This window comes from Formosa sejongensis, assembly GCF_033447105.1.
Classification (GTDB): domain Bacteria; phylum Bacteroidota; class Bacteroidia; order Flavobacteriales; family Flavobacteriaceae; genus Formosa.
Map to the genome: position 1 here is coordinate 1 of NZ_JAWQUN010000037.1, position 24,652 is coordinate 24,652.

Consider the following 24,652-nt stretch of genomic DNA (forward strand, 5'->3'; position numbering starts at 1 on the left):
CGGAATCTTTCAATGCTAAAATTAAGGCTTTTAGAGCACAGTTTAGAGGTGTGAAAAATGTAGATTTCTTCCTCTTTAGATTAACTACTATTTTTGCATAAACACAACAATTAGGCTTGATCCGTAAAACCTCTGACACATCAAAAATTATTAACTTTGAATTACTTTTTAATTTTTCTCCAATAAGTTCCCACCACAACTTATCTGTTTCCCCAATAGAACTACCAAACAAACAGATTAATTGAGAAGAGCTAATCCATTTTTTACATTTTTCTTCTAAAGTATGTCTATATGCTTTATTACAATCGTCCTTGACAATTGCATTTATAATATCTTCATCTTCTTGAAACGAGACGTTAGCAATTTGACTAACATCGTTTACACCCAAAATCATCCTTTTATTTAAATAACCATGAATATGTTCGATTTGACCGAATTTTATAGGAGCACTATTATGATGCGTACCTATTTGAGTACCTATCTGTTTATCTCCGAGTAATTTTTCAAGTGAACAAGTGTAGTTTAAGGAAATAACGTTAATACTCCATGAATGATTTGTCCACTCACTTTTCCATTTAGACACTTCATTTTTATTTTTAGGTAATAGAAATTTTTCAGGGTGACAAAGGTATTCTGGCACTTTTTTCAGATCTAAATTTTCATAATTAAAACCATTCTCAACTGATTCTAAGTAATCTTTTAAATTATCACTTAAATCTTCATAAACCTCTTCAAATTCTTCTAAATTATTTAACCTTGCTGTATATTGTCCAAAAGCAAGCTCTAAATCTGCCCAATTTTCAATATCAGTAGAAATTTCATTTTTTAATTTATTTACTAATTCACTGTCTGATTCTACCCCCTTATAAAACTTAAAAAAATCAAAATATCTCGTTTTCATACCTAGGTTTATATCAAAACCATTCCCTATTACAAAAAGTGTCTGCATCTATTAATTAAATATTTTTACTTACTATATTTCTTAAAATTCTCTGCCTGCTCAAAAATCTCCTTGTACACTTCGTCTTTATCAATAGGAGGATAGCCATTTTCTGCAAGTAGAATTATTAAGTCTACTTTTAATTCAGCTTTAATATCTGCACGTTGGTTCCAGTCTGTGTATTTTGCTTTGTCGTCAACCACTATTTTAACCTTCTTAGACAAATTGAGTAATTTATCTTCTGGATAGTCAAAATCATATTTTACGCAAAGTGATTTTAAAATATCATAAAAGGCTTTCTCTTCAAAATCGATTCCTAGATTAGAAAAGGATTCTTTTTCTTTAACCAACTCGTGATATAAATTGATGATTTCATCTGTGAAATCTTCTAAAACTTCACTCTGTAATACATCTGCTTTACGTTCATTGTAGCTATCAACTAAGGTTTTCATTTTTTTAGAAAAATCAATGGCCTTGGTTTTATTCACTTTTTTAAATTCACCAATTGCTTTAGATAATAGCTGTTGTAACAACTTAATCTTAGTGTTTGGTAATTTAATTTTATCAATCTTATTTAAATAATCGGCATCAAAAAGATCTACCTGAGCATCCTTGCTATCGCCTAATTTAAATAGTTCTTCTACACCATCACTCTTTATTGCTTCCTGAACCATTTCACGCACTCTAGCATTCATTTGTGCTGTATCAGGGACATTACCTTTGGTCAGTTTAAAAACAATCGATCGTATGGCTAAATAAAAATGAATATGATCACGTTCAAATTCCTCAAATTCTTCACTTCCACAGCAAATATCATAAGCAGATTTTAATCGCTTCACCAATCCCATAAAACGCTTTTCTTGCTGTTCCGTAAGTTGTACAAATTCGGCACCTTTATTTAGGCAATCTAATTGTTTTAAAGATTGACCCGTAAAATAAGGTGTGTCATCAAAGGTGTGGAACATTCTGCCTAGCAAATCTAACTGGTCTTTAGTAATAGTAACAGACTTTGCTATGTCTTCAAAATTATTACTATCGACTTGTGAATACTGTTTTAACGCTTTATTCATGGCACTTTTAATACCGATATAATCGACTACCAAACCTTTTGACTTTCCAGCGAATTTTCTATTAACCCTAGAAATGGTTTGGATTAGATTATGCTGTTGTATAGGTTTATCAATGTATATAGTATCTAAGAATGGTACATCGAACCCTGTTAGCCACATATCGACAACAATCGCTATTTTAAAATTAGATTTTTCATTTTTAAACTGTCGATCTAATTCCTTCCTGTCTTCTTTGGTCCCTAAGGCATCATACATCGCTTTAGGATCATCTTTACCTCTGGTCATAATCATTTGAACACGAGCCATAGGTTTAATTTCTTTCTGTTCTTTATCGGAAAGTTCTGCACCTTCTTCACAGGTGTTTATAACAGCCCATTCAGGGCGTAAAGCAATAATTTCTTTATACACTTCAAAAGCAATTGGTCTACTGCTGCACACAAATAAAGCCTTGCCTTTTACGGTTGCACCTTCTTCAATTCGTTTTTCGTAATGGGTTACAAAATCGTCTGCAACGGCTTTTAAGCGTTCAGGATCTCCAATAATAACATTCATATTGGCAGATGCTTTTTTACTTTCTTCTATTTGATATTCATTTGCTCCATCTTCTGCTACCTGACGGTAGTATTCCTCAATTTCGTAAAGTTTACTATTTTCCAAGGCTACTTTTGCTGCGCGTCCCTCGTACACAATCCGCACCGTGATTTCATCCTTTACAGATTCCGTCATAGTATAGGAATCTATAATATCTCCAAAGACATCTAAGGTAGCATCTATAGGTGTTCCTGTAAAACCTACATAGGTTGCATTCGGAAGAGAATCGTGTAAATATTTAGCGAAACCATAGGTTTTTTCAACTCCGGTTTCGGTGACTTTTATTTTTTGATCTAAATTAATTTGACTTCTATGGGCTTCATCCGAAATACAAATCACATTGGTGCGTTCTGTTAACAGCTCTGTATCTTCAGAAAATTTATGAATAGTTGTTAAAAACACACCGCCACTTTTACGGCCTTGCAGTAACGTTCTTAGTTCTTTTCTGCTTTCAACACTTATTACATTCTGATCGCCAATAAAGCCTTTCGCGTTTGTAAATTGGGATGATAACTGATCGTCTAAATCTGTCCTGTCTGTAATAAGAATAATGGTTGGGCTTGAAAAATACACGCCCTTCATGAGTAAGCGTGTTAAGAATAACATGGTGTAACTTTTACCGCAACCCGTGGCTCCAAAATAGGTTCCACCTTTTCCATCTCCATCAGGTTTCTGGTGGCGCTTAATGTTTTCCACAAGCTTACTTGCTGCATAATACTGCGGATAGCGACACACTATTTTTTCATCTTTTTTGGACGTATCAGGAATAAAAATAAAATTCTTAATAACATTTCGCAAATCGGTTTGATTAAACAAGCCCTTAATCATAGACAGCATACTGTTTATGCCATCGGTTTCTTTTTTATCTATAAAAAAATGTCTGTCCGATTCTGCTCTCCAGGCATAAAAGAATTCATAAGGTGCAAAAAATGATCCCGATTTACTATTTACGCCATCGCTAATCACACAAAATGCATTGTATTTAAACAGCTCTGGAATATCACGTTTGTAACGTGTTGTTAATTGTACGTAGGCGTCATGAATGGCTGTGTTATCACGTATAGCACTCTTAAATTCAAGCACCACTAATGGCAATCCGTTGATATATAAAACACCATCCGGAATCCGCTTTTCGTACCCTGTTATCTCTAACTGGTTTACTATTTTATAGGTGTTGTTGTTATATTCTGAATAATCAATTAAGTAAATCCACACATCTTTTTTAGAACGATCTTCACGTTTTAAAGCAAACCCATCAGACACCATTTTCATAATGGCTTTGTTACTTTCATACAAATCAGAAGCTGAATAAATTTCCAGTTGTCTTATAATCTGATTGGCTTCCGATGCTGTTAAGTGGTCACTTTTATATTGATTGAGCAAGAAGGCTTTTAAATCGTCTTTAAGTAAAACCTCTTGGTCGGTTCGCGGAATGGAACCACCCAACACATGTGGAATACCTTGTTGGCCTAATAATTCGATAAATGCTTGCTCTAATTGCGCTTCAGTAAATTTCATTGGCTTTTAGTCTTTATTCCTTTCTCAGTTAACTTATATTTCTGCTTACTGCTGCTCGGTTTATCTGGTATTGTCATTTGAATCAAACCTTGTTCGAGTGCTGGCAGTATGTAGGTAGAACGAAAATATTCGCGATGTGATAGGCTTAATTTCTCCATTAATTCATTCCTGCTATATACTTTATCCATTACGGCTAGAAGGTTTTCGACTTGCTCGGTGACTTGCTCGGTAACTTGCTCGGTGACTTGGTCGCTAGCTTTAGATTTAGGAAATGTCATTCGTAAAAAGTGTTCCGAAAACTTAAAGCAACTCCTGTCGTAAGTTTCTAATATCCGTGGTATTCCGGAACCTAACTGTTCTACCAATCCTATATCTTTATAGATGCGCATCAGTTCTTTATTCCTTGGCACAGAAAACCCTTCAAAGAATTCGTCCTGACTTAATCCATTTGGTAAACCACCGGTAGAGGTAATTTCTAATCGGTCCGAAAAAATTTCAAATTTGGGTGGTAACTCGGTGGTATAATCGTTATGTACAAAGGCATTTAAAACTGCTTCTCTTATAGCAATAGGATTCCATAAACGTAAACTTTCTCGCTCTTTAGCCGTTATTTTGGTTGTTGTTGTGTTTTCAATATCCAGTTTATTCAAAATATTGTTAGTAGACTTAATAAGCGACACATAACCATATTCTTCATTTTCTATTAAATCTACACGATTAGCACCTTTGTACTTGGCAAGCTTTACAGAATTTCCGTTTTCGTCTGCCATTAAATACGCTACATAATTATATGTACCATCTTCAGTTAATAGCTCTAAGTTTCTAGCAAAGTTTTTATTGAGTGCTGTGCCTTTACTTTCGTAGTAAATTTTAAGTTGTTCGAATGACAACTCTTGTCTGCTCGATTTTATTTTACCAATAGAATGTCGTGTTCGTTTTGCAAATAGCTCATCTATCATACGCTGCGGCATAGGCTCGGATGCTGTGCCTATACGGATAAAAGCACCTTCTGGAGCCATTTCCTTTTTACGTTTGTAATATGGTTTTTCCGAACCACTGGCCACTATAATTTTGATAAGGTTTTTGTCTTCTTTTTCTTCTGAAACCACATCGAACAACCCTAAACACGATGGTGAAATATTTGTTTTTAAACGGTCTTTAATTTTAAGCATATCACCGTCTAAATCGTTAACTCCTAGAACCAGGCCATCCTTATCTATTCCAATATAAATTATACCGCCTTCAGGGTAGTTTAGAAAAGCAATAACCTCTTTTTCTATATCTACATCTTTAGTAAGCTCTCTTTTATATTCTATACGGTTCGTTTCTGTCATATTTTACAATCTATACAAATAAGGACTCTAGGGTATGTTATAGAGTGTTAAGTATTATAATAACTACTTGTACTTTCTTTCTCTCTTTCTATTCGAAAGACATCTTTAATTAAGCTGAAACCTTTATATAAGGTTAATTTGATTTTTTACTTATAGCAGAAGTTGCTCCAATAAATCTTTGGTTTTTTATAGAAATATGTAGCATCTCACTTATTTTTTGTTGATCAATCTCTTTCATTGGCATCATTCTCATAAAATTGACACCTAATCTTCTAAGAATTGAAAATGCAAAAGGATTGCTTTTTAAGTCTTTTGCCAACTCACCTACATTTGCTTCTGGGAAAGATTTACTGTATTCAAATATAATAGCCATATCAATCAGACCTACTGCGTTATTATTTGTGTCAGAAAACTTAGATTTCACATCTCTAAAAGTTATTTCTAGATCTTTTGAACTAATAGATGTTGAAATTCTCTTAAAAATTGAATAAGATACCATATATAATAAATTAAACATAAATTGTTTAGCCAACCCTTCACGTTCTCTATTTGTTAACGTAGAATTAGGATCTTTACGAATTATATCTATAATTTCATTTTTAATAAATTCTTCTCCTTCTAATAAAGAACGAAAAAGGAATGTTAGAGATCTTAAACCAAGTTTATATAATTCTTCAACTAAAACTTCCTTGTCATTCCCTTTTAATGAAGCATATCTATTTTTAATAATATATCCCATTATCTCAATAGTTTTGAATGCTTTATTTATTTTAGATATACTATCTATTTCATAACTTTTATCCTCTTGAGTAATATCCTCTGAAATATTTGGATTTACATCAATATACTCTTCAGTTTTATGTTCATCTATAGATCTATTATTGTTAAAATCCAGATTCTCTGTAGTTTTTTCTATTAAACTATTTATATAACTTATATCATCATTAAGCCCAATGACCGTTTCATCTATAAATAATTCTTGAGCTCTTTCTAATATTTGATTAATGATAAATTTGGATTTACTATGATGTGATAAAAAGATATAAATATTTGCACTTTCCGTTTGATACAACTTATCTGATAATTTCACTACAATATCCCTAACTTCTTCTTCTTCAATATTGTCAGATAAGTATTTTCCAATAAAATAGAAATAAATATACTTGTATCTAAACTTATAGGAATCATTAATTTTCACAAGTAGATTACTTTTCTCAAGAGTTTCTATAGCATCCCTAAAGGAAGTATTTAATCTATATTGATTTGTGAAAAATTTATGAAAATCAATCAAGGAGTCTTCTGTTAATTCGCAACTATAATCATCACCACAAAATATCTTATAAGAAAGCTCAGATAGATATGAATAATATTTCTCAATTTCTTTATTATCCTTTATTATTTGTCCTATTGCAGATTTAATAAGTACATCATAATAATGACCAAATGTGCTTTGCTCAAAATTTGTCTGGCTAGTTAGTTCATTCGCTTGCAGTATTGTAAGAATATAAATTGGTAAAGAAGGAACTAGATTTTTTCCAATTACAGAGTTAACAACTTTGAATAACTCATTAATTTGAAATTCTTTCTCCTGTTCATTTTGAAAATCTTCATCTACCAAATCAATCCATTTTCTTATTAATTCGAGTCTTTTTTTAACACCAAATTTTAATACTTCATAAATTTCAATAGATACAGATGTCGACTCCAATAGCTCACTCAATGTAAAAAATTCATCCCATGTAACAATTGTCTGATAATTTGAATTATGTAAATAATTTAAAAAATTCTTCTTGCTTTTCTGAGGTAATGTGCAGTTATTATAATCATCTATTATGATTACCTTTCTTAGAATTGGAGAACTCCAATCATTTTTATACTGTTTACGGCTTTCTCTATTTATTAAATTTTCTATATCCTTATCTGCAACTTTTTTTACATCACTACCTTTTATGTATACAGGTAATACATTTTCTGTTGATAATAATTGTTTAAATAATTGTTTACACAAAGAGGTTTTTCCACTATTCTCTTCTCCAAGGAATATAAGATGTGGGACATCATTATTAATTATTTTTTTAAAAGTATTATCTAATGAAGTTGACATACTCCTCTCTTCTTGCTCAATTAAACTAAATTGTTCTAAAAAAGGAGAAACATAAATATCATCAAGTAACAACTTTTTACTCCTGTGAGTGAAATTTGCTCCACTGTCATATAAAAAATCATGAAAATCATCTTCAAGAATTAAATCAGAGGTTTTTGAATTTGCATTTGACGAGTTAACTTCTATTATCCATTCCCCTTCTGGACATACGTCAGTATTTTTTACAAACTCTTTAAGCTTGTGATTATATTTAAAAAAATAACATATACTCTCAGCTCCATAATCTAAAACACTAAATCCATTTACAAAATTTTTATTATCCTCTCGTATATTATTTAACCCTGAAGGAGAAATCAATCTTAAACTGGATCCAGATACATTTTTTACAAATTCAGATTCTGTTTGATGAACATGACCACTAAATATTAAATTAAAGTTGCTTGAAAAATGATTCTTTATATTTGATTTTTCAATTTCTGATAACCAATCAAATTGATGATGAACTAAGGCTATTTTAAGATCACAATCTTTGATGAACTTAAAATTATCATTCAACTGATTTTCACCTATTAGTAAATTTTGATTATCACTATCTCCGTAGCATCTCCAAGAAGAATTGATTGAAGAAACACCTATTTTTTTACCTCTAATTTCACTTATTAAAGAGAACTTAAATTTAGAATGTAATTTATCAGAAACTATAGATTTATACAATTCAATTTCAAACTCTTTATATTCTTTAATCCTATTTATTTTATCATAATTATCCTCTTCATTGTTGATGAAATCATTAATATCATCAACCGTATTCAGCCCTCCTTTAATCCCGATTTCATCCATTTTTGTATCAGCATTTCTATCAATATCATGATTTCCAGGACAAATTATAAATCTTGTGATATCCAAACCAAGCTTTTGTATAATTGGAACAATTATGTTTTCTTTAAACTTATTTAATCCATTGGTGACTGAACCAAAATCTTTCCCAGCTTTATCAATCATATCCCCAGTGAAAACTACGAGATCTATTTCTTTTTAATTTTTAATTTCTTCCAACTTTAATAAAAATGTTTCCTTATAAAAATCGTCCCAGTCTTTTAAAGTCTTTATGTTTAAATGGAAATCAGTTAAATGCAAAATTCTAATCATTCTATTAAATTTCTTTTTTAAATTATTTTTTTCGTCTCTTTATCTAATTCCGTATCCATTTGCAAAACTAAAGATTGCGGTAATTTTAACTTACCCGATATTAATTGTGGTAATAACGTGTCTCGTTGTTTTATAAGTGATTCACTTTGGGTGGTATTTGATTCCTTTTTTGATAAAAACATTTCAACTTCTCTCTCAAAACATTCTAATATTTTGGTAGTAGGCTTTATTAAATCCAAACTATTTAAAACTTTTGTTGTCATACTTGGAACTGCAGAACCGACATTCATTTCTAGAAAATTAAACTTCTGTAGGAAATAAAAAATATATTTTACAAAATTTGCTTCTTTATATGTCGTAAAAAACATTGTATCTACTGACCAGAATGGTTTTCTAACATACATTAAATTTGTTAAAGTTCCTTTTCTAGGAATTAAAACTGTTTCTTTATTACAAATTGTCTCATTAACATATCGCATTATTCCTCCTGAACCATAACAAGGAAAAACACCCTCTCCTAATTTCTTATGATCTTTTCCATATTTAACTTCTACAACATTGTCAAATTTCACAACTTCCCACCCCTCAGGAATCCATTTATCTAAATTTTCATTATATTCAAAAGCATTAGGAAATAAATTCTGAATGTCTTTAGGTAATTCTGGATGAGATGCTGAATCAAGTTCAGCATGACGTTTTGCTATAACTTCTTTTCGTATTTCAGCTTTATGTTGCAAAGCTTCAGGAATGGCGTGTCCTGCTTTTAGAGCATTGTCTATAACCGGATCGAAATCTACAAACCAACTCTGGAATAAAGCTTGTGCCATAGCTTCTAAAGTTTCGTTCATTTTTCGATTTAGCTCAATTTTAGCATCTAAATCCCCTAAAATTTTGGCTATTGCTTTTTGTTCTGCTAGTGGAGGAAGGTTGAATATGCTGTTTTTAAGTACATCAATCTGAACTCTCTGTCTTCCTGAACTACCAGTCATTGATTGCATTGCAACATTTCTTAATTCTGGATAAATGGCTAAATAATACAAAAATAGTTTATCCGAAACGTTCTTCTTTTCTCTAAAGACAATATATTCTGTAGAACCAAAAGCAATTTCGTTATCCTCTAATATGTCTACATATGCAGATTTTCCATTTTGTAAACAAGGTGTTATTCTAGCTAATAGTGTATCTCCATTTTTAAATTTAGTTCCACTGGTAAACTCTTCTAAAGCATAAGAATTGATACTTCTTTGGAACTCTTTAAGGCAATCCATAGCAACTTTTTTAGATAATTGACCTTTTTTAATTGATTCCCTAGGGTTGAAATCAATAAACTCATCTAAAACAATCTCTTTCCATCCCTTATTCATAGCCCAAAAGTTTTAAATTGTCTTTTATGGCTTGATCTAAAGTTTGACTTTCTTCCATCTGTTCAAATAAAGCTTGAGACAATGTCTCCATTTTAGTTTCAAACGGAATACCATCGCCAATTTCTTCTGCAACACCTACATAACGTCCTGGAGTTAATACATAATCATTTTTAATAATATCGTCTAAAGAAGCACTTTTACAATAGCCTAAAACATCTTCATAAATACCATCTTTAGGTTCGCCTCGCCAAGCGTGGTATGTTTTTGTAATTTCGGCTAAATCTTCATCCGTTAATTCTTTATGAGTTCTATCGACCATAGTCCCCATATTACGGGCATCTATGAATAAAGTTTCGCCTGTTCTATTTCTGTGATTACGCGTATTATCTTCAAAAGTCTGTTCCTTTTTATTTTTGGTCATAAACCATAAACATACTGGAATTTGTGTGGTGTAAAACAATTGTCCAGGTAAGGCAATCATACAATCAACCAAATCGTTTTCAATCATTTTTTTACGTAATTCACCTTCTCCAGACGTATTGCTACTCATAGCTCCATTTGCTAAAACAAAGCCAGCTGTCCCGTTTTCAGATAACTTAGACAGCATATTTAAAATCCATGCGTAATTGGCATTTCCTGTAGGAGGAACATCGTAACCTTTCCAACGCGGATCGTCTGTTAGTTCATTACTCGCTCTCCAATCTTTTTGGTTAAACGGCGGATTTGCCATTATATAATCGGCTTTTAAATCGGGGTGCTGATCTTTAAAAAAGGTATCGGCAGGAACATCTCCTAAATTAGCCGCTATTCCACGAATGGCTAAATTCATCTTCGCCAACTTATAGGTTGTAGATGTATATTCTTGACCATAGATAGAAATATCTTTACTATTCCCATTATGATTTTCCACAAACTTAACCGACTGTACAAACATACCTCCAGAACCACAAGCAGGATCGTAAATCTTTCCTTTGTATGGCTCTAACATTTCGGCAATTAAATTTACAATACATTTTGGTGTGTAGAATTCTCCACCACCTTTTCCTTCTGATGCTGCAAACCGACCTAGAAAATATTCGTACACACGACCTACAACATCATTTTCCTTATCGGCAATGGTGTCTATGTTATTTATGGTATCTAGTAAAGCAGCAAGCTTACTAATATCCATATTTAATCGTGTGAAATAATTATCGGGTAATGCTCCTTTTAAGGATGGGTTATTTTTCTCGGTGGTATGAAGTGCTGTATCTATAACGATAGCAATATTGTCTTGCTTAGCGTTTTTAATAATGTAGCTCCAACGTGATGCTTCTGGAAGGAAAAATACATTTTTCATGGTGTAAAACTCCACCATTTCTAAAAACTGTTCTTTACCTTCATTTATGAGTTCTTGCCTGCGTTCTTCGAACTTATCGCTGGCAAACTTTAAGAATATTAAACTTAAAACAACGTGTTTGTACTCTGAACTTTCTACAGTTCCTCTTAATTTATTGGCAGAATCCCAAAGGGTTTCTTCCATCGATTTTTGCTTTTTTACAGCAGCTTTTTTAGCCATGTATAAGGATATGGTATTTTGATATGATTACAATCCTTAAAAATAGTGAATCAATACCGTATATTATTACGGATTTCCGTAAAAAAGGAAAGTAATTTGGGAAGCCTACAGGATTAGGATTTGCTATTGAAAAAAAAGAAAAGTGATATAAAGGTATTTCCACTTCAATAGTGTTTAAAAATATTAATAATTAACACAAAAAAGCTTACAGAATCAAGGAATTGATCTTGTAAGCTTGAGATGGATGGTGTCTAATGTGATAAAAAAGTTAGAATTCCTGTCATAAGAATTCGTAAATACAAACCTTTACTCATTAGAATTAATTGAAATAAATTTGATTTATCTCAATTTTTATTAATCTCCCTTCTTGTGTTTATGAGGTTTTAAAGACGGAGTATTTCCCGGCGTACTTTTATTATCTCTTTGACGTCTGTCTGGTTTACCTGTTGATTCTGCTTTCCTTTTTGGTCCTGGTTTAATTCCCATCGTTTTTAAATTTTATAGATATTAAATTTATAAATCACAAGTTCGTTATTTTTTGTGGTTTTCAGACTTAAACTTATTAACATACTGGCATATAGAAGTTAATAATTTGTATTGATGTTCTTGTTCCTCGATGGATTAGACGTTTTTTTTGTTTAGTTCAGTTCAGTTCTTTTCAGTTAAAACTAAAAGCCGATTAACCCTAAAACGGAAAGCTATATTAAATTGAATATATTTTCTATTGTTCATATTATAAATCTGGAAGATAATTTGGCGAACGTAACGTTAAGGCTGTAGAATGAAATGGAGATTGGTCGCTTACCGATTTTTCTCGGGAATTAGCGAGCAAGTGGAGTGGAGGTCGGAAGCCTCGACGTTGTGTTCAAGACTTTTTAAAGAAGCGCTTTTCCCGAAATGAAGCTTTTCGCGAAATGTAGTGGGAATGGGCTGAATGGGTTTATATTGGAATGTAAGTTTGAGTTTTCTGGAGCCCTGTTATGAAAGTTTCCATTTGGCTACAATTAATATTATTAAAACTATATTCCGATTTATCGAATATTACAATATATAAGTTTCTTGTCGATCCGAGGTATAATAAAGTCGTATCAATATTTAGGTGAGCAGCATGGCTCATTGTTTGAATGATGGTATCATTTACTTGATTAAGTAATATAATCATATGTTTTTAAAAAAATTATTTATAATATAAATATCGAAATTATCTAAATGTTTAGAACAAGTATTTATTACCTTCTCCTCCCCGACAGATTTTAATAAGCCTATGGCTTGTTCAATATTCATTTCAATATTTTCAAAATCAATTAATCCACAATAATTAATTTTTTTAGTAATCATTCGAGGTAATCCATATTCTTCTAACTCTAAAACCACAGATGGCATAAATGCATTAGAACATTTTCCTATGAAATTTGATATATCAATAAATTCATCTTCATTAATTATTTCATTTAAAACATTAAAATCATTCAGATATCCTGAAAAATTATGACAGATTTTCTTTTCTAAAGTAAAAAAATCTTCAATAGATAGATTCTCAACATTAAGCTCTAACATTAAGTTAGGAAGAGATGTTATCCAGTTTTTTGAAATGATTTGTATGAATCTTTTTGCTTGATTGAATTGATCTTTATTTCCATTGTTATTCCATCGCAAGCTATTTGAGTTCAAAAAACATAGTTTTCCAAGAATGCCCTTCCATTTTTCTGAATCTTGACTGTTTAACCATATTAAACTATTCCAGTCTTTATGATTTTCTTTTAGTTCTACGCAAATATTATAGATTAAGTCTTCATTATTTGAATTCAGTAAATTTTCTTTTCGTAATTTTCTATAAACTCCAACACCTAAAATAGATTCTATTTTATCTATTTGGTCGTTAGCTATTGTTTGTTTTTCGGAGCTTATTTGAGAAAGAAAATTTTCATTTGTGATTCCACCAATAAGAGAATTGTCAATTTCGATTGATAATTGTATATCATCCATGTTTTTTAGTTTTGGCTCTACCAATTCATATACATTACCAACAAAATGTTTAAACATTCGTCCAGCTCTTCCTTTAATATTTTTATAGGATAATGGTGTTAAATTACTATTAGCATGACCACTTTTTATAGACCATATAATAACGTTCTTTGCAGATGTGTTTACTCCTTCTATAAGAGAAGAAGTCGAAATAAGACTATTCAACCCACTATTCTCGTCATCAAATAAGAGTACTTGATATTGTGTAATAGATCTATGTAATCTCCCATTATGTATTCCAATTCCTTTTAAAATCAAATTAGCTAAATCCCAATCTGGATCATAATTAGCTTTTAACCAATTTGAAAACTCTATAAGTTTTTCATTGTTTACATCCTCAAATTTACTAATAAATAATTGTTGAAGTTTATGAATTTCTTTATAGAGTGCTGCATAAATTAAATTTTTATCACTGCTACAGATTTTTAAAATAAATTCCTTTTTTAGTTCTTCATCTTTATTTATTTTTTTATATAATTTATGATGCTCGAGTACCACAGTATTAAAATCTAACTTTACAATTGGAATCATACCATCTGTAAAAGGGTTATCTTTAATAGATTTTATGTTGGGAGCTAAAAAGTATTTTTGTTTAGATTTTCTATCAAGTTTTATAAGGGCTTCTTGTAATTTAACTGCTCTCTCTTTATCATTAACTTTACTTATTTTATAAAACTCATCAATAATCAATAAATCAATTTCTTCAATAATATTACTGTAGGTAATAGCTCTTTCTTGTGGAAAAATAAAAATATTTTTATCTGATGGTTTTATATTGGGAGTTGTAATTATTTTATATTCATTTCCGAATTTTTTATTTATTCTCTTTCTTGTCTCATCCGTAAGGGATATGGTAGGAACAATAATTACTACATTATTTGGTTTTTTATTTGCTATAAAAGCATCTATTATAAAACTCTTTCCAAAACTTGTGGGTGCACTTAAAGCAATATTATCACCTTTTAAAAGGTGTTTTAAAATAGAGGATTGTTCAAAATGAATAGTTTGAAATTCATTACCTGTATTGACTTTAAATGACTCTTTTGCAAATCTATCACTCCAATTACTTGATGTTTCATCTATATATTGATATAATCCTACTTCTCTAATTAAATGGTTAACCAATTCATCATACTGAATGTTATTTTCCTTTAAATCATGTAGTAAATGAATCACGCCATTACGAGCTTTTGGGTAATCGTTAGTATTAATAAAACCAAAAAGTTCTTTACACCTATCAAAATATTCAATCATAATTCATTTCTTAAAAATTCTGCTCTAGTTAAAAATTCGGAAATTATCTTCTTTTTATCAGGCACAGGAAAAAAGATAAAATGAAATTTTATTTTATCGAAGTTTATTATAGGTTTGACACTATTTTTATTTTTAATAGCTTTATTATATAATTTTTGATAGAAAGAATTAACTCGTTCTTTTTGATAATTCAAAATTTGTTCAATGTAATCTTCTGAATTTTCTTTTTGTTGATTTGTTATCTTGCACTCGTGCAATAAAAGAATAGGAATGTTTAATCTAGCTTTTACATAATCGATAGGCGTGTCTGTATCAAGAATATCAATAATTTTATCAAACAAGGTTTTGTTATCATTTAAATATTCTTTCAAGTCATTGCTATTGCTTAGTATCCTATTCTCTGTGTTAAAAGCAGAGTCGGAGAATATATTTAAAACGGAATTTACAATATCATATAACCTAGCATCTTCAATGCTATTATAAAATTTAGATTCTCCGTACCAAATAGAAAAATCATTTTCTTTTTCTAAAACGATATGAACACTATCTGCTCCTTTTGCATTGTCATTGGAATTTTGTTTGTTGAATATTTTAGGAACTACGGGTAGTGCTTTATAGTGATGGTGCATAATACCATATAATAAAATCTCAGCCAGTTCACTGCCTTCAGTATCAGTTTTGATGTTTTTTCTATCAAGAAGTCTAAGTTTTTTAGCGGCTTCAATTAAGTTTCCATAACTATCATCAATAATATTATCTCTTTCTTTTTTTGATAAAGCAGTTTGGGCTATGTTATTAAAAATGAATTTTTGAAACTTTTGAGATTGCCAATTTTCATCGGAAAAATCATTTGCGATACTTAAAACTTCTCTACCGTCAATTATTTTAAAATCAACATCTGGGCAAAAATCTTTTAAGCTACTATCAAAGTGGATATTGAATTTATCTAATTTTGTCATTAAATGCTAGGTGATTGTGTTATATCTGCTTTTATTATAACTAAATATTTACATATTAAGAATAAACAAAGGGATATCATTAATTTAATCACTAAATATATTACTTTCTATTAAGATTAGAATACGGCTAACCGTAAAATGGAGAATTGTATTAGATTAGTTGTACTTTCTTTTTTTCATTAGTTAAGATTATAAATCCTGAAGAAAATCAAGCGAACGTAACGTTAAGGCTGTAGAATGAAATGGAGTTTGGGCGCTTCCCGAATTTTCTCGGGAATAAGCGTGCGTGGAATGGAAGCCGGAAGTCTTGACGTTGTGTTCAAGACTTTGTAAGGAAGCGCTTTTCTCGAAATGAAGCTTTCCGCGGAATGTAGTAGAAATGGGCTGAGTGGGATTTTTATTGGAATGTAAGTTTGAATTTTATAAAGCCCTTGGTATGTGTGTTCATTTTTACCAAAATCTTCTTTAATATCGATTAGCCCCCAAATCTCCCATAACTTAACTGCGCGTGGATCCTATGCTATTTTTATAGTGTTCAGGTAGATTAGCGTAAAATAAAAATAGCATAGGGCGCTTACGAAATTCTGATTAGTCTTTTATTTTAATTTTCATCAAAGCAAGTATTAAGTTGTCTATTTTGGATTGTTATCAGAAGGCATTCCGATCAATTCGTAATTAGTACTTCTTCCGCCTGCAGCCTCTTTTTGTAAAATACCTTTTTCCATTAAATCGTTAATATCACGCACGGCAGAATCTTTAGAACACTTCGCTATTTTAGCCCATTTGGAGGATGTTAGTTTCCCATCAAATCCATCCATTAATTTATTTAATAGTTTTCGTTGCCTTTCATTTATTGGAGTTTTTAAATGCTTTTGCCAAAACTCTGCTTTTGCCAAGACTCGTGTCAAGACAGACTCTGTAGCTTTTAAAGCATTAATCAAACAATTTAAAAACCACATAATCCAAGGCGTGATATCCAAATCACCTTTCTGTGTTTCTTCTAGTATCTCGTAATATTGCTTCCTTTCTAATCGTATTTGGGCGGACATACTATAAAATCGCTGGGTACTTTTATCAGATTGTGCCAAAAGCATATCTGTCAGCGCTCTGGTTATTCTCCCGTTTCCATCATCAAAAGGGTGAATAGTCACAAACCATAGGTGTGCAATTGCTGCCTTTAAAACTAAATCGGTTTTGGAGGTATTAAACCAATCAAGGAATCGTTTCATTTCTTTACTCAATACATCAGAGTCTGGTGCTTGAAAATGAATTTTCTCTTTTCCCATAGCTCCAGATACGACTTGCATTGGCCCCGTGGTATCTTGCCTCCAGTCTGCAACGGTGATTTTATACATACCACTTCTACCTGTAGGAAATAAAGCAGCATGCCAATCAAATAGTCTATCTTTTGTTAATGGTTCAAAGCAATGTTGTGTGGCATCAAGCATCATTTCTACTACACCATCAATATGCCTATCGGATTCAATTGATCCTACGATTTCCATTCCTAACCGACGAGCAATCGAAGAACGCACTTGGCCTGGGTTCAGAATTTCACCTTCAATTTCTGAAGTTTTTATTACATCTAAAGTCAATGTGTCAAGTAAAGCCTCATTTCTTAAATCAAAACCTAATGTTTCCATTTTTCCTATAAGTCTACCTTGAAGATTTCTAGCTTCACTTAATAGGCTCATAAATTCATTACTTTCCCATGAAAATTCTGGCCAATTCTCTTTTTGATGTATAAACGCTTTCATTCGATGCAGTATTTGCAACGAAAATAAACTTTATTCGTTGCATATCAAAATTAACCGATGCTAATGTTGCATCAAATAACACAAGTATGCGATGCACCTTTAAACTTACAGTCTTTTTAATGGAAAATTCTAATTAAGGTTTCTATTCAAAACCCTTCTGTTTTCAATACTATAATTAGTAAATAGCCTATAATAAAAGCTAATGAAATAAAAAATACAGTAACCAGAATTAATAGCCAATTTGGGATAACCCTAGCATTTCTTAGTCGTTCTAAAAGCTCCTTGTGCTGTTCCTTTTGTAGGGTTTGAACTTGTTCCTGTTTTTTCGTAAATTCCTGTAAAATCAGTATGATTTCTGTAGTGTCTGCTTTAATTCTAACGTCGTTTAAGATCTTCGAAACCTGTTCTACGCGCTGAGCTTGATTCTTGAATTCATGTAATTCTTCGACCAATAATTCTGATATAATTTCTAATTTTGTCATATTCCTATACCTGTTTCAATTACCTTTTTAATCGCTTGTTTTAATACTTTCTTTGTCAGACTCTGCAATAAATTTCCAGATAGAGCCAGTTTACTTCCTTGAATAAGAATGCTATTGTCTTTTTTATTGATGATTGACTTATACGTTTGTGCATTCAAACTTTGGATAATACGTCCTCCAGATAACGAACGATGTACCTCACTAGCCTTTAAATTATGACCTTTAAACTCAAACCGGAATCCTTGTAACTGATTAGATTTATTAATACAAGGAATCACCTTAATGTTCTTTTCTTGCATCAATTTCATATAGGAATCTATAGACTTTGGCTTATGTTTTAAAAGGATTTCAGAATGAATAGTTTTGATTTCTGTTCGGATGTTTTTTAACTGAAGAAGACGTTGCTGGCGAATATCTTTAACTGTTTGCAATCCGAGATCTTTAGCTACGCGCTCAGCAGCAAGTTGGCTACGTTTTCCGATAAAACTGTCATTATAAGCCTTGCCATTTAAATCTATACGATTAACATAAAGATGAATATGTTTATGCGCTTTATCATGATGCACAAATGCAATGGCCTGTCGATCTGCTAATTTCATATCTTCAAGAAATTTAGAGGCAATATTTCCAAGTGCTTTATTGTCTAATGTTTTTCCATCTTCAATAGTAGGACTCAAAACAAAACTAAAAGTGTTCCTTTGACAATTATCGTTAAGTGACTGAATGGCTCTAAATTCTTTAGCTATTTCATCTGGATGTTCTCCTGTAATTAAATGACTATATACAGTTTCCGCTCCCTTTTCATGATCATTGCCATAACCAATGGCTGCCTTAGTACTCGATATTGAAGTGCCTTTACCTATCATGATGTTATTTTTTTTAAGTGAGACTGTATTTCTCTAGCCACAACCAACACTTCTTCTTCCAGCTTTGGATTCCCAACACGATACATGTTTCCGATACGTTTAAAATTATTGTGATAAGTAACTAGCATTTTATAGATCATAATATGATCTTCCGTCATTCGTTCTGTTAACTCTTTTTCCATTAAAGTACGTCTGCAGAAAGCACTTAAAGATATTCCTGCATGTTTAGCTTTAGCGTTTAAAAATTTCTTTTCATAAACGCTACATCTAAATCTTATTAAGGTTCGTTTCATCTTGTTTAGTTCTTTGCGACCATCGGGAGTAAAGCAAGATTGTGGCTACAGCCACACATCTTGCTTTACTCTCTACTTTCAATTAATGTTTTCGTTTTAAAAGCCAATCATTTACATCGCAATAGCCTCTATAAATAATCGATTTGTCAGTACAATTTTTATTACTATGTTTTTCTAAATACAGAGTTGTAGCTTTTCGTCCTGCTTGATCACGATCTAAATAAAGTTCAATCGTATCATAATGTTCTAAAATGGACCAGGATCGTTTTATAAGACTTAAGGAATTCAATATTAAAAAGTCTCTTGAAGTTTCCATTTTCGGGAATGCTGCTAGTATGGAAAGAAAATCGAACATCCCCTCGGTTATCACAAGTGTTTTACTTCCAATTTGGATATGTGTAATATCTTTGGGAGAAGTACAGCTTTTAAAATAAGGATTACGTAATTCCCAACCACCTGAAATATTTTCAAATCCAATAGAAAATAAATGTTTTGATCCCAATTGAAAATGAACTTCTTTGCAAAACTGTTTGGCCAAGGAATAAGGGATTTTTCTTTTCTTCAGGTATGTAATTAGTCCCCCATGCTGAATATCCTTTATTTCTAAAATTTTCAGTGAAGACGTTCGGTTTTTAATCGTTTTAATTGGTGGTCTTATTTCATAATTCACTGTTTTTAATTTGGCAAGGATGAGCAAGGCATCTGCGACAGAAATTTCTAAAATAGCACAAACCAAATCAATAACGTTTCCTCCTTTACCTATGCCGTGATCAAACCAACGATTTAATTGTTTTGAAACTTTAAAGGAAGCGTGGGTTTCTGATCGTAATGGACTTAGAAACCAGGCGTCTTGTTGTCGTTCTCGAGAAGGAATGTACCCCAGCATCGCTAAGGCTTCCATTATAGGTAGTGTTCGGGCAGTTTCACATGTTAATTTTTTTGTTTTCATAAGGCAATATGTTTTTAGTTTTTTTTTGATGAATTGATGATAAACCTTTGAATCTCCTTGTTTATCTAGAATTACCAAGTCATCAATATTTCATCGTTTCATCATTTTTATATTTTAAAATTTAGTTCTTGTCATCATTCTTCATTTTGATGACAGTTTGATGTGTATTTTGATGACAGCTTAACCCTTGTAATTACTAGAGGTTTACAATTCTGTCATCGTTTCATCAAAATTTTCAAGTAAAAAATCTTTGGTAATAGTAAAATAGCGCCCCTTATTTTCGGTTAAAATCTCAGTGCCATCTTGTAAAATCATAAACTTTTGATAACTGTTTGAGTTCGGCTGATTGGTTAGACTCCAATCGTGTTTCAGCAGCCGCCTAAGTTGTGTCAAATCAGTTTTAACTCTAGTTCTATTTAAAGCACTTAAAGCATCCATAGGACACAACTGAATGTCATCTAATTCAAACTTCTCCATGATCCCAAACAGAATACTGGCTAATTCTTTTTCTACACGATTTCTATTATTTTGGACAAGTCTTAAAAGTGCAGGAGTTTTTATTTGTTTTGGAGTAAACCACATGCGAGTTATATTTTGAGATTCTAGGTCTCTAGTATTCAGGAAATTTAGAAAGGCTGGTATTTCTTTAATAAGACATTCTAATAAATCAATACGTTCCTTTTTTATAACAGGAATTTTTAAAACCCAGAATCGGGTTTCATTGGCATCAATCTTTATGAAGTTGGTTTCATTATTACTACACAAAATAAACTTTCCAAAAAATTCAACTTCGCGTTTGTCTTTACCTTTGGCTTCTAACTTATTTATATTTGTAGTACTTAAATATTTAATGCGCTCCGTTAATTCTTCTTTATTGAATAGCACTTCATCTATACAGATCAATAATTTATTTGCCCAATCTGCATTAAACTGACTACTAAAACTATCGTTAGTTAAGTATGTTAGGTTGTTTTCAAAAATGGCTTTCATCCATTTTAAAAACGTACTTTTTCCTGTAACACGTTCTTTGGATACTAGACATAAAATAGGTAAGATTTGAACAGGTTTTTGATATAAGAGCTGCAGATAATCTAAGCCTAAAGTAAAATGAACTCCAAAAATATGTTTTAAAAAATCGAGAGTATCATTACAATCACCATCTTTTGGTGAGTTGCTTAATGGGGAATAGGTGTTATAAAATCCTAAATATTCTGGTTTAAAATCGATGTGATTTGGAATACAAGTAAAGCCATCATATTTAGAAATTTTACTTAAATAATTTTTTCCGTGATCTTGTTTTATGGTTTCCATATTCCAATGCACAAGAAATTCATTGAAATGACCAGAAATAGTGGGTGCTTTAACCATTTTGTAATAGGAAGTACCCACACGAACGTATGGTATCTTTATCATAATAAAATGAGTTTAAAACCTTATCTTTGAAGTATAAGGTTATTGTTTAGATTATCTTTATTAAAAACTAAAAAGCATAGTGCGTCAACACTATGCTTTGTTTCTTCTTTTGAAATATATTCTTTGATTATCTTGATCGAAAATCTGAAAATGAGGGATCAAATATGGTCTTACTTTCGCTTTTGGAATGATATCGCCTCTATTAATTCTATTGATAATAGTAGCAGGAGTACATTTTTGAATAATTGATGCCTCCTTAACGGTATAAAATTTTTTAGAATAGTCCTCCTTTGGTGGATTTAATAACTTATCTAGTTTGGTATTCACTCGAGTAAGCTCTTCGTAGATTGTACTAAATGGGTTTTCTGATGTTTTCATTACTGCATAGTTTTGATTAATAATGCAGTAATATTATGGTCTGTTTTTGTCAAAAAACGAGAATCTCAACAATCTCATTTTTTTTAACTTAAACTATCTTATTAATTCGTCTAAATAATAAAAATGGTCAAGTTTTAGATGTAATTTATCTGTGGTTTTTAAATTTTCATCTTCTAGTTTCTGTAATACACGATGTAAAGTTTTTAAGGAAAATTCTCCAAATTCTTTAGAAAACAAATCGTGAATTAACTTTCTATCGGTATAGTTAATAACACCTATAAGCTTTAATTTGTAAATAAGTACAGCGTAATATTCTTTACCTAAAGTAAGCTGATTTCTATTATCAATGGCATTATGTTTTCTTAGAAGCTGAATTAGTTCTTCTTTTTGCGAGAGATCAACAAAACAATTGTCGAATGTTGGTTTTTCTTCATATGCGTAACATCCAAGTATATGTATACGTAATAAAGTTTGTTTTAAATTTTTTTTGAAGTTTACTAAGTATAACAATTTACGTGTGTAATCAGGCTCAGTTCTGATGTCTTCAAGAAGTCTTTTTTTAATCCAAACTTCATGCTCATCAAAACTGTTTCTTTTTGCTTTTGAACTGAGTAAAAAGTAATGTTTAAATACAGATTTTTGTAAATTGAAATCTAACTTAAGATTTTGATAATCCACAGGAGACATACCACGATTAAACAAGTCTTTGGACTCGTTTAAAGCCATTTCTTTTCTGGTGTACAATAGTTTATCAATATAATTCCCTATTGATTTATATTTTAGACGAAGGTAAATCATGGCGAAAACCGAGTAGAAAACATTAGAATAAAATAAACCATCGTCTACTTTAAATTCTAAACTATCGTTATAATCCGCTGCTTCAATTAAAATAGGGTAATTTAACTCCATACACTTTCCATGAATTTTATGCGGTGATTTTCATTAGGTCTATAGTAATTATTAAATACTTCCAGGCTTCTATGTCCCGTATAGCTCATGATAACCTTATCTGGAACTCCTTCATTTTTCATGATAGTAATAAAACTCCTTCGAGCAGTATGAGAACTAATCCTGTCATAAAAAAAATCTTCAGTTTCCACTATATTTTTTCCATACTTCATAGTCTTCTTGATTTTTTTATTAAATCCCAGAAGTGCAAATAGTTCTTTTAAATAATCATTAAACTTTTGATTGGAAATTCTAGGTAAATCATAATCATACTTTATTAGTATTTCTCTAGAGTACTTATTTAAGGGAATCCGTAAGGATTTAGAATTGTCCTTAGCATCAATTACATTAATAAAATTGTTGTTTACATCTTTTTTACGAACCTTACTATAATTGGAATAGCGCATTCCCGTACTGGCTCCAAAGACAAAAAGATCACGAACTTTTATTAATTTCTTTTTCCGAATTAAATCATAATGATAAACGGCTTCAATTTGTGCTTTAGTTAAAGCAACTTCATCGGTTTTAAATCTTTGAATGTTTTTAAATTGTTTAAATTCATCATTGTAAGTGTATTTGTTTTCTATGGCCCAATACATAAAAGTCTTAAATAGACCTATGTTTCTACTTAATGTATTTGCGGAATGCTTTTTCTCTTCAACACAATATTTAATAAAAGCGTTGTAAAATTTTTTGTTAATTGTGTTAAACCGGAGACTATATTTATAGTCCTTTGCAAAAGTTTGAAGTAATTTTTTATTGTACTCATATCTCTTAATTGTAGAAGGACTATTCGCCTGATCAGTTTGATCGGATTCTTTATCTTTTAAAAACATATCATATACCGCAAATACATTTTTTGTTTTGCTTGCGGTTTTTTTAAAAGTCACATTGAATTCTTCTCTAACTTGTTCAGTAGTTAAAACTTCATCAATAGTTTTAAACCTATTTACAATTTCCATGAATTTACTAGAAAATTTTGAAAGTTGATTTTGAACAGATTTTCTATGAAAAACATCTTTATCCCTCCCTGTTAAATTTTTAGGTTGAATATTTTCAAAATCCCAATCGGAGGGGTGAATACTAACACCTGTTGAATAGACAAATTTCTTCCCTTCCTCCTTAAAATATGAACTAAATAATATTGGAGATAACTTGTTTTTTTTCGGATATTGAAGTTTAAAAGAATAATGCATAATTATAATCGTTGCCAATTTCGTTGCCAATACTATTGTATTTAGATCGTTTTCATACCCAAAACGATCACTAACAACTTTCTCTAAGATACTGAATTATTGAGTATTAACAAGGGGTTGCATTAAAATTTAGCGCAATTTGTGCAAATCCCTCATTCTCCGCTGATAAGGTTGTCATAAGACACTTTAAAAGTCAGAAACCCTTTAAACACTACGTTTAGAGGGTTTTTTGTTTTTAGTATATATTCAAAATACACTTTAAATATCATAGTACAGTTTCCCTATTGGTTACCCCTACTTTTTACTAATAGAAAGGGTAACTAAACACAAAAGGTTTTTAGGGAATCGCTGGGAATCCCTATTACGGATCAAGCCTAATTGGGATCAAGCCTAATTGTTGTGTTTATGCAAAAATAGTAGTTAATCTAAAGAGGAAGAAATCTACATTTTTCACACCTCTAAACTGTGCTCTAAAAGCCTTAATTTTAGCATTGAAAGATTCCG

At 31.1% G+C, this 24,652-nt stretch carries 18 protein-coding genes; all 18 read right to left on the reverse strand.

Annotated features, from left to right (window positions below):
* On the reverse strand, positions 1 to 949 hold a 949-nt coding region (locus R6X41_RS19050), incomplete at its 3' end, for an AbiH family protein (RefSeq protein WP_318501951.1).
* 17 nt (positions 950 to 966) lie between these two features.
* Entirely contained in the window at positions 967 to 4,119 is a 3,153-nt protein-coding gene (locus R6X41_RS19055; protein WP_318501952.1) for a type I restriction endonuclease subunit R, read from the reverse strand.
* Entirely contained in the window at positions 4,116 to 5,453 is a 1,338-nt protein-coding gene (locus R6X41_RS19060) for an RNA/DNA-binding domain-containing protein (RefSeq protein ID WP_318501953.1), read from the reverse strand. The genes R6X41_RS19055 and R6X41_RS19060 overlap by 4 nt, the downstream gene beginning before the upstream one ends.
* Positions 5,454 to 5,586: 133 nt before the next feature.
* Entirely contained in the window at positions 5,587 to 8,586 is a 3,000-nt protein-coding gene (locus R6X41_RS19065; RefSeq protein WP_318501968.1) for an STAND family AAA ATPase, read from the reverse strand.
* Between the two features lie 137 nt (positions 8,587 to 8,723).
* Entirely contained in the window at positions 8,724 to 10,070 is a 1,347-nt protein-coding gene (locus tag R6X41_RS19070; RefSeq protein WP_318501954.1) for a restriction endonuclease subunit S, read from the reverse strand.
* Entirely contained in the window at positions 10,063 to 11,628 is a 1,566-nt protein-coding gene (locus tag R6X41_RS19075; RefSeq protein ID WP_318501955.1) for a type I restriction-modification system subunit M, read from the reverse strand. Before R6X41_RS19075 ends, R6X41_RS19070 begins: the two co-directional genes overlap by 8 nt.
* A 354-nt stretch (positions 11,629 to 11,982) precedes the next feature.
* Entirely contained in the window at positions 11,983 to 12,114 is a 132-nt protein-coding gene (locus R6X41_RS19080) for a hypothetical protein (RefSeq protein ID WP_318501956.1), read from the reverse strand.
* Positions 12,115 to 12,786: 672 nt separating this feature from the next.
* Complete coding sequence (locus R6X41_RS19085; protein ID WP_318501957.1) at positions 12,787 to 14,907, reverse strand: DEAD/DEAH box helicase; 2,121 nt, start codon at positions 14,905 to 14,907, stop codon at positions 12,787 to 12,789.
* Complete coding sequence (locus R6X41_RS19090) at positions 14,904 to 15,866, reverse strand: HamA C-terminal domain-containing protein (RefSeq protein WP_318501958.1); 963 nt, start codon at positions 15,864 to 15,866, stop codon at positions 14,904 to 14,906. The genes R6X41_RS19085 and R6X41_RS19090 overlap by 4 nt, the downstream gene beginning before the upstream one ends.
* A gap of 632 nt (positions 15,867 to 16,498) precedes the next feature.
* Positions 16,499 to 17,623, reverse strand: a complete 1,125-nt coding sequence (locus R6X41_RS19095) for a Fic family protein (protein ID WP_318501959.1) — start codon at positions 17,621 to 17,623, stop codon at positions 16,499 to 16,501.
* Positions 17,624 to 17,769: 146 nt separating this feature from the next.
* Positions 17,770 to 18,105: a DUF6730 family protein gene (locus R6X41_RS19100; RefSeq protein ID WP_318501960.1), complete on the reverse strand. Its 336-nt coding sequence runs from the start codon at positions 18,103 to 18,105 to the stop codon at positions 17,770 to 17,772.
* Positions 18,102 to 18,971, reverse strand: coding sequence for a relaxase/mobilization nuclease domain-containing protein (locus tag R6X41_RS19105; RefSeq protein WP_318501961.1), 870 nt, complete (start codon positions 18,969 to 18,971; stop codon positions 18,102 to 18,104). Before R6X41_RS19105 ends, R6X41_RS19100 begins: the two co-directional genes overlap by 4 nt.
* Positions 18,968 to 19,264: a mobilization protein MbpA gene (gene mbpA / locus R6X41_RS19110; protein ID WP_318501962.1), complete on the reverse strand. Its 297-nt coding sequence runs from the start codon at positions 19,262 to 19,264 to the stop codon at positions 18,968 to 18,970. Before mbpA ends, R6X41_RS19105 begins: the two co-directional genes overlap by 4 nt.
* A gap of 82 nt (positions 19,265 to 19,346) precedes the next feature.
* Positions 19,347 to 20,213, reverse strand: a complete 867-nt coding sequence (locus R6X41_RS19115; RefSeq protein WP_318501963.1) for a DUF8464 domain-containing protein — start codon at positions 20,211 to 20,213, stop codon at positions 19,347 to 19,349.
* Positions 20,214 to 20,417: 204 nt separating this feature from the next.
* Positions 20,418 to 21,626, reverse strand: coding sequence for a primase-helicase family protein (locus tag R6X41_RS19120; protein ID WP_318501964.1), 1,209 nt, complete (start codon positions 21,624 to 21,626; stop codon positions 20,418 to 20,420).
* Positions 21,627 to 21,716: 90 nt separating this feature from the next.
* Complete coding sequence (locus R6X41_RS19125; RefSeq protein ID WP_318501965.1) at positions 21,717 to 22,004, reverse strand: hypothetical protein; 288 nt, start codon at positions 22,002 to 22,004, stop codon at positions 21,717 to 21,719.
* A 93-nt stretch (positions 22,005 to 22,097) separates the two neighbouring features.
* On the reverse strand, positions 22,098 to 22,913 hold the full coding sequence (locus R6X41_RS19130) for a hypothetical protein (RefSeq protein WP_318501966.1): 816 nt from the start codon (positions 22,911 to 22,913) through the stop codon (positions 22,098 to 22,100).
* The gene (locus R6X41_RS19135) at positions 22,904 to 24,178 is read right to left on the reverse strand and encodes a tyrosine-type recombinase/integrase (protein WP_318501967.1); all 1,275 of its coding nucleotides are present in this window, start codon (positions 24,176 to 24,178) and stop codon (positions 22,904 to 22,906) included. The genes R6X41_RS19130 and R6X41_RS19135 overlap by 10 nt, the downstream gene beginning before the upstream one ends.
* Between the last annotated feature and the right edge of the window lie 474 nt (positions 24,179 to 24,652).

Excerpts from the sequence above, each read along its gene's own strand:
- R6X41_RS19055 (WP_318501952.1), bottom strand. The coding sequence starts at position 4,119 with ATGAAATTTACTGAAGCGCAATTAGAGCAAGCATTTATCGAATTATTA.
- R6X41_RS19060 (WP_318501953.1), bottom strand. The coding sequence starts at position 5,453 with ATGACAGAAACGAACCGTATAGAATATAAAAGAGAGCTTACTAAAGAT.
- R6X41_RS19070 (WP_318501954.1), bottom strand. The coding sequence starts at position 10,070 with ATGAATAAGGGATGGAAAGAGATTGTTTTAGATGAGTTTATTGATTTC.
- R6X41_RS19075 (WP_318501955.1), bottom strand. The coding sequence starts at position 11,628 with ATGGCTAAAAAAGCTGCTGTAAAAAAGCAAAAATCGATGGAAGAAACC.
- R6X41_RS19080 (WP_318501956.1), bottom strand. The coding sequence starts at position 12,114 with ATGGGAATTAAACCAGGACCAAAAAGGAAAGCAGAATCAACAGGTAAA.
- R6X41_RS19085 (WP_318501957.1), bottom strand. The coding sequence starts at position 14,907 with ATGATTGAATATTTTGATAGGTGTAAAGAACTTTTTGGTTTTATTAAT.
- R6X41_RS19090 (WP_318501958.1), bottom strand. The coding sequence starts at position 15,866 with ATGACAAAATTAGATAAATTCAATATCCACTTTGATAGTAGCTTAAAA.
- R6X41_RS19095 (WP_318501959.1), bottom strand. The coding sequence starts at position 17,623 with ATGAAAGCGTTTATACATCAAAAAGAGAATTGGCCAGAATTTTCATGG.
- R6X41_RS19100 (WP_318501960.1), bottom strand. The coding sequence starts at position 18,105 with ATGACAAAATTAGAAATTATATCAGAATTATTGGTCGAAGAATTACAT.
- R6X41_RS19105 (WP_318501961.1), bottom strand. The coding sequence starts at position 18,971 with ATGATAGGTAAAGGCACTTCAATATCGAGTACTAAGGCAGCCATTGGT.
- mbpA (WP_318501962.1), bottom strand. The coding sequence starts at position 19,264 with ATGAAACGAACCTTAATAAGATTTAGATGTAGCGTTTATGAAAAGAAA.
- R6X41_RS19115 (WP_318501963.1), bottom strand. The coding sequence starts at position 20,213 with ATGAAAACAAAAAAATTAACATGTGAAACTGCCCGAACACTACCTATA.
- R6X41_RS19120 (WP_318501964.1), bottom strand. The coding sequence starts at position 21,626 with ATGATAAAGATACCATACGTTCGTGTGGGTACTTCCTATTACAAAATG.
- R6X41_RS19125 (WP_318501965.1), bottom strand. The coding sequence starts at position 22,004 with ATGAAAACATCAGAAAACCCATTTAGTACAATCTACGAAGAGCTTACT.
- R6X41_RS19130 (WP_318501966.1), bottom strand. The coding sequence starts at position 22,913 with ATGGAGTTAAATTACCCTATTTTAATTGAAGCAGCGGATTATAACGAT.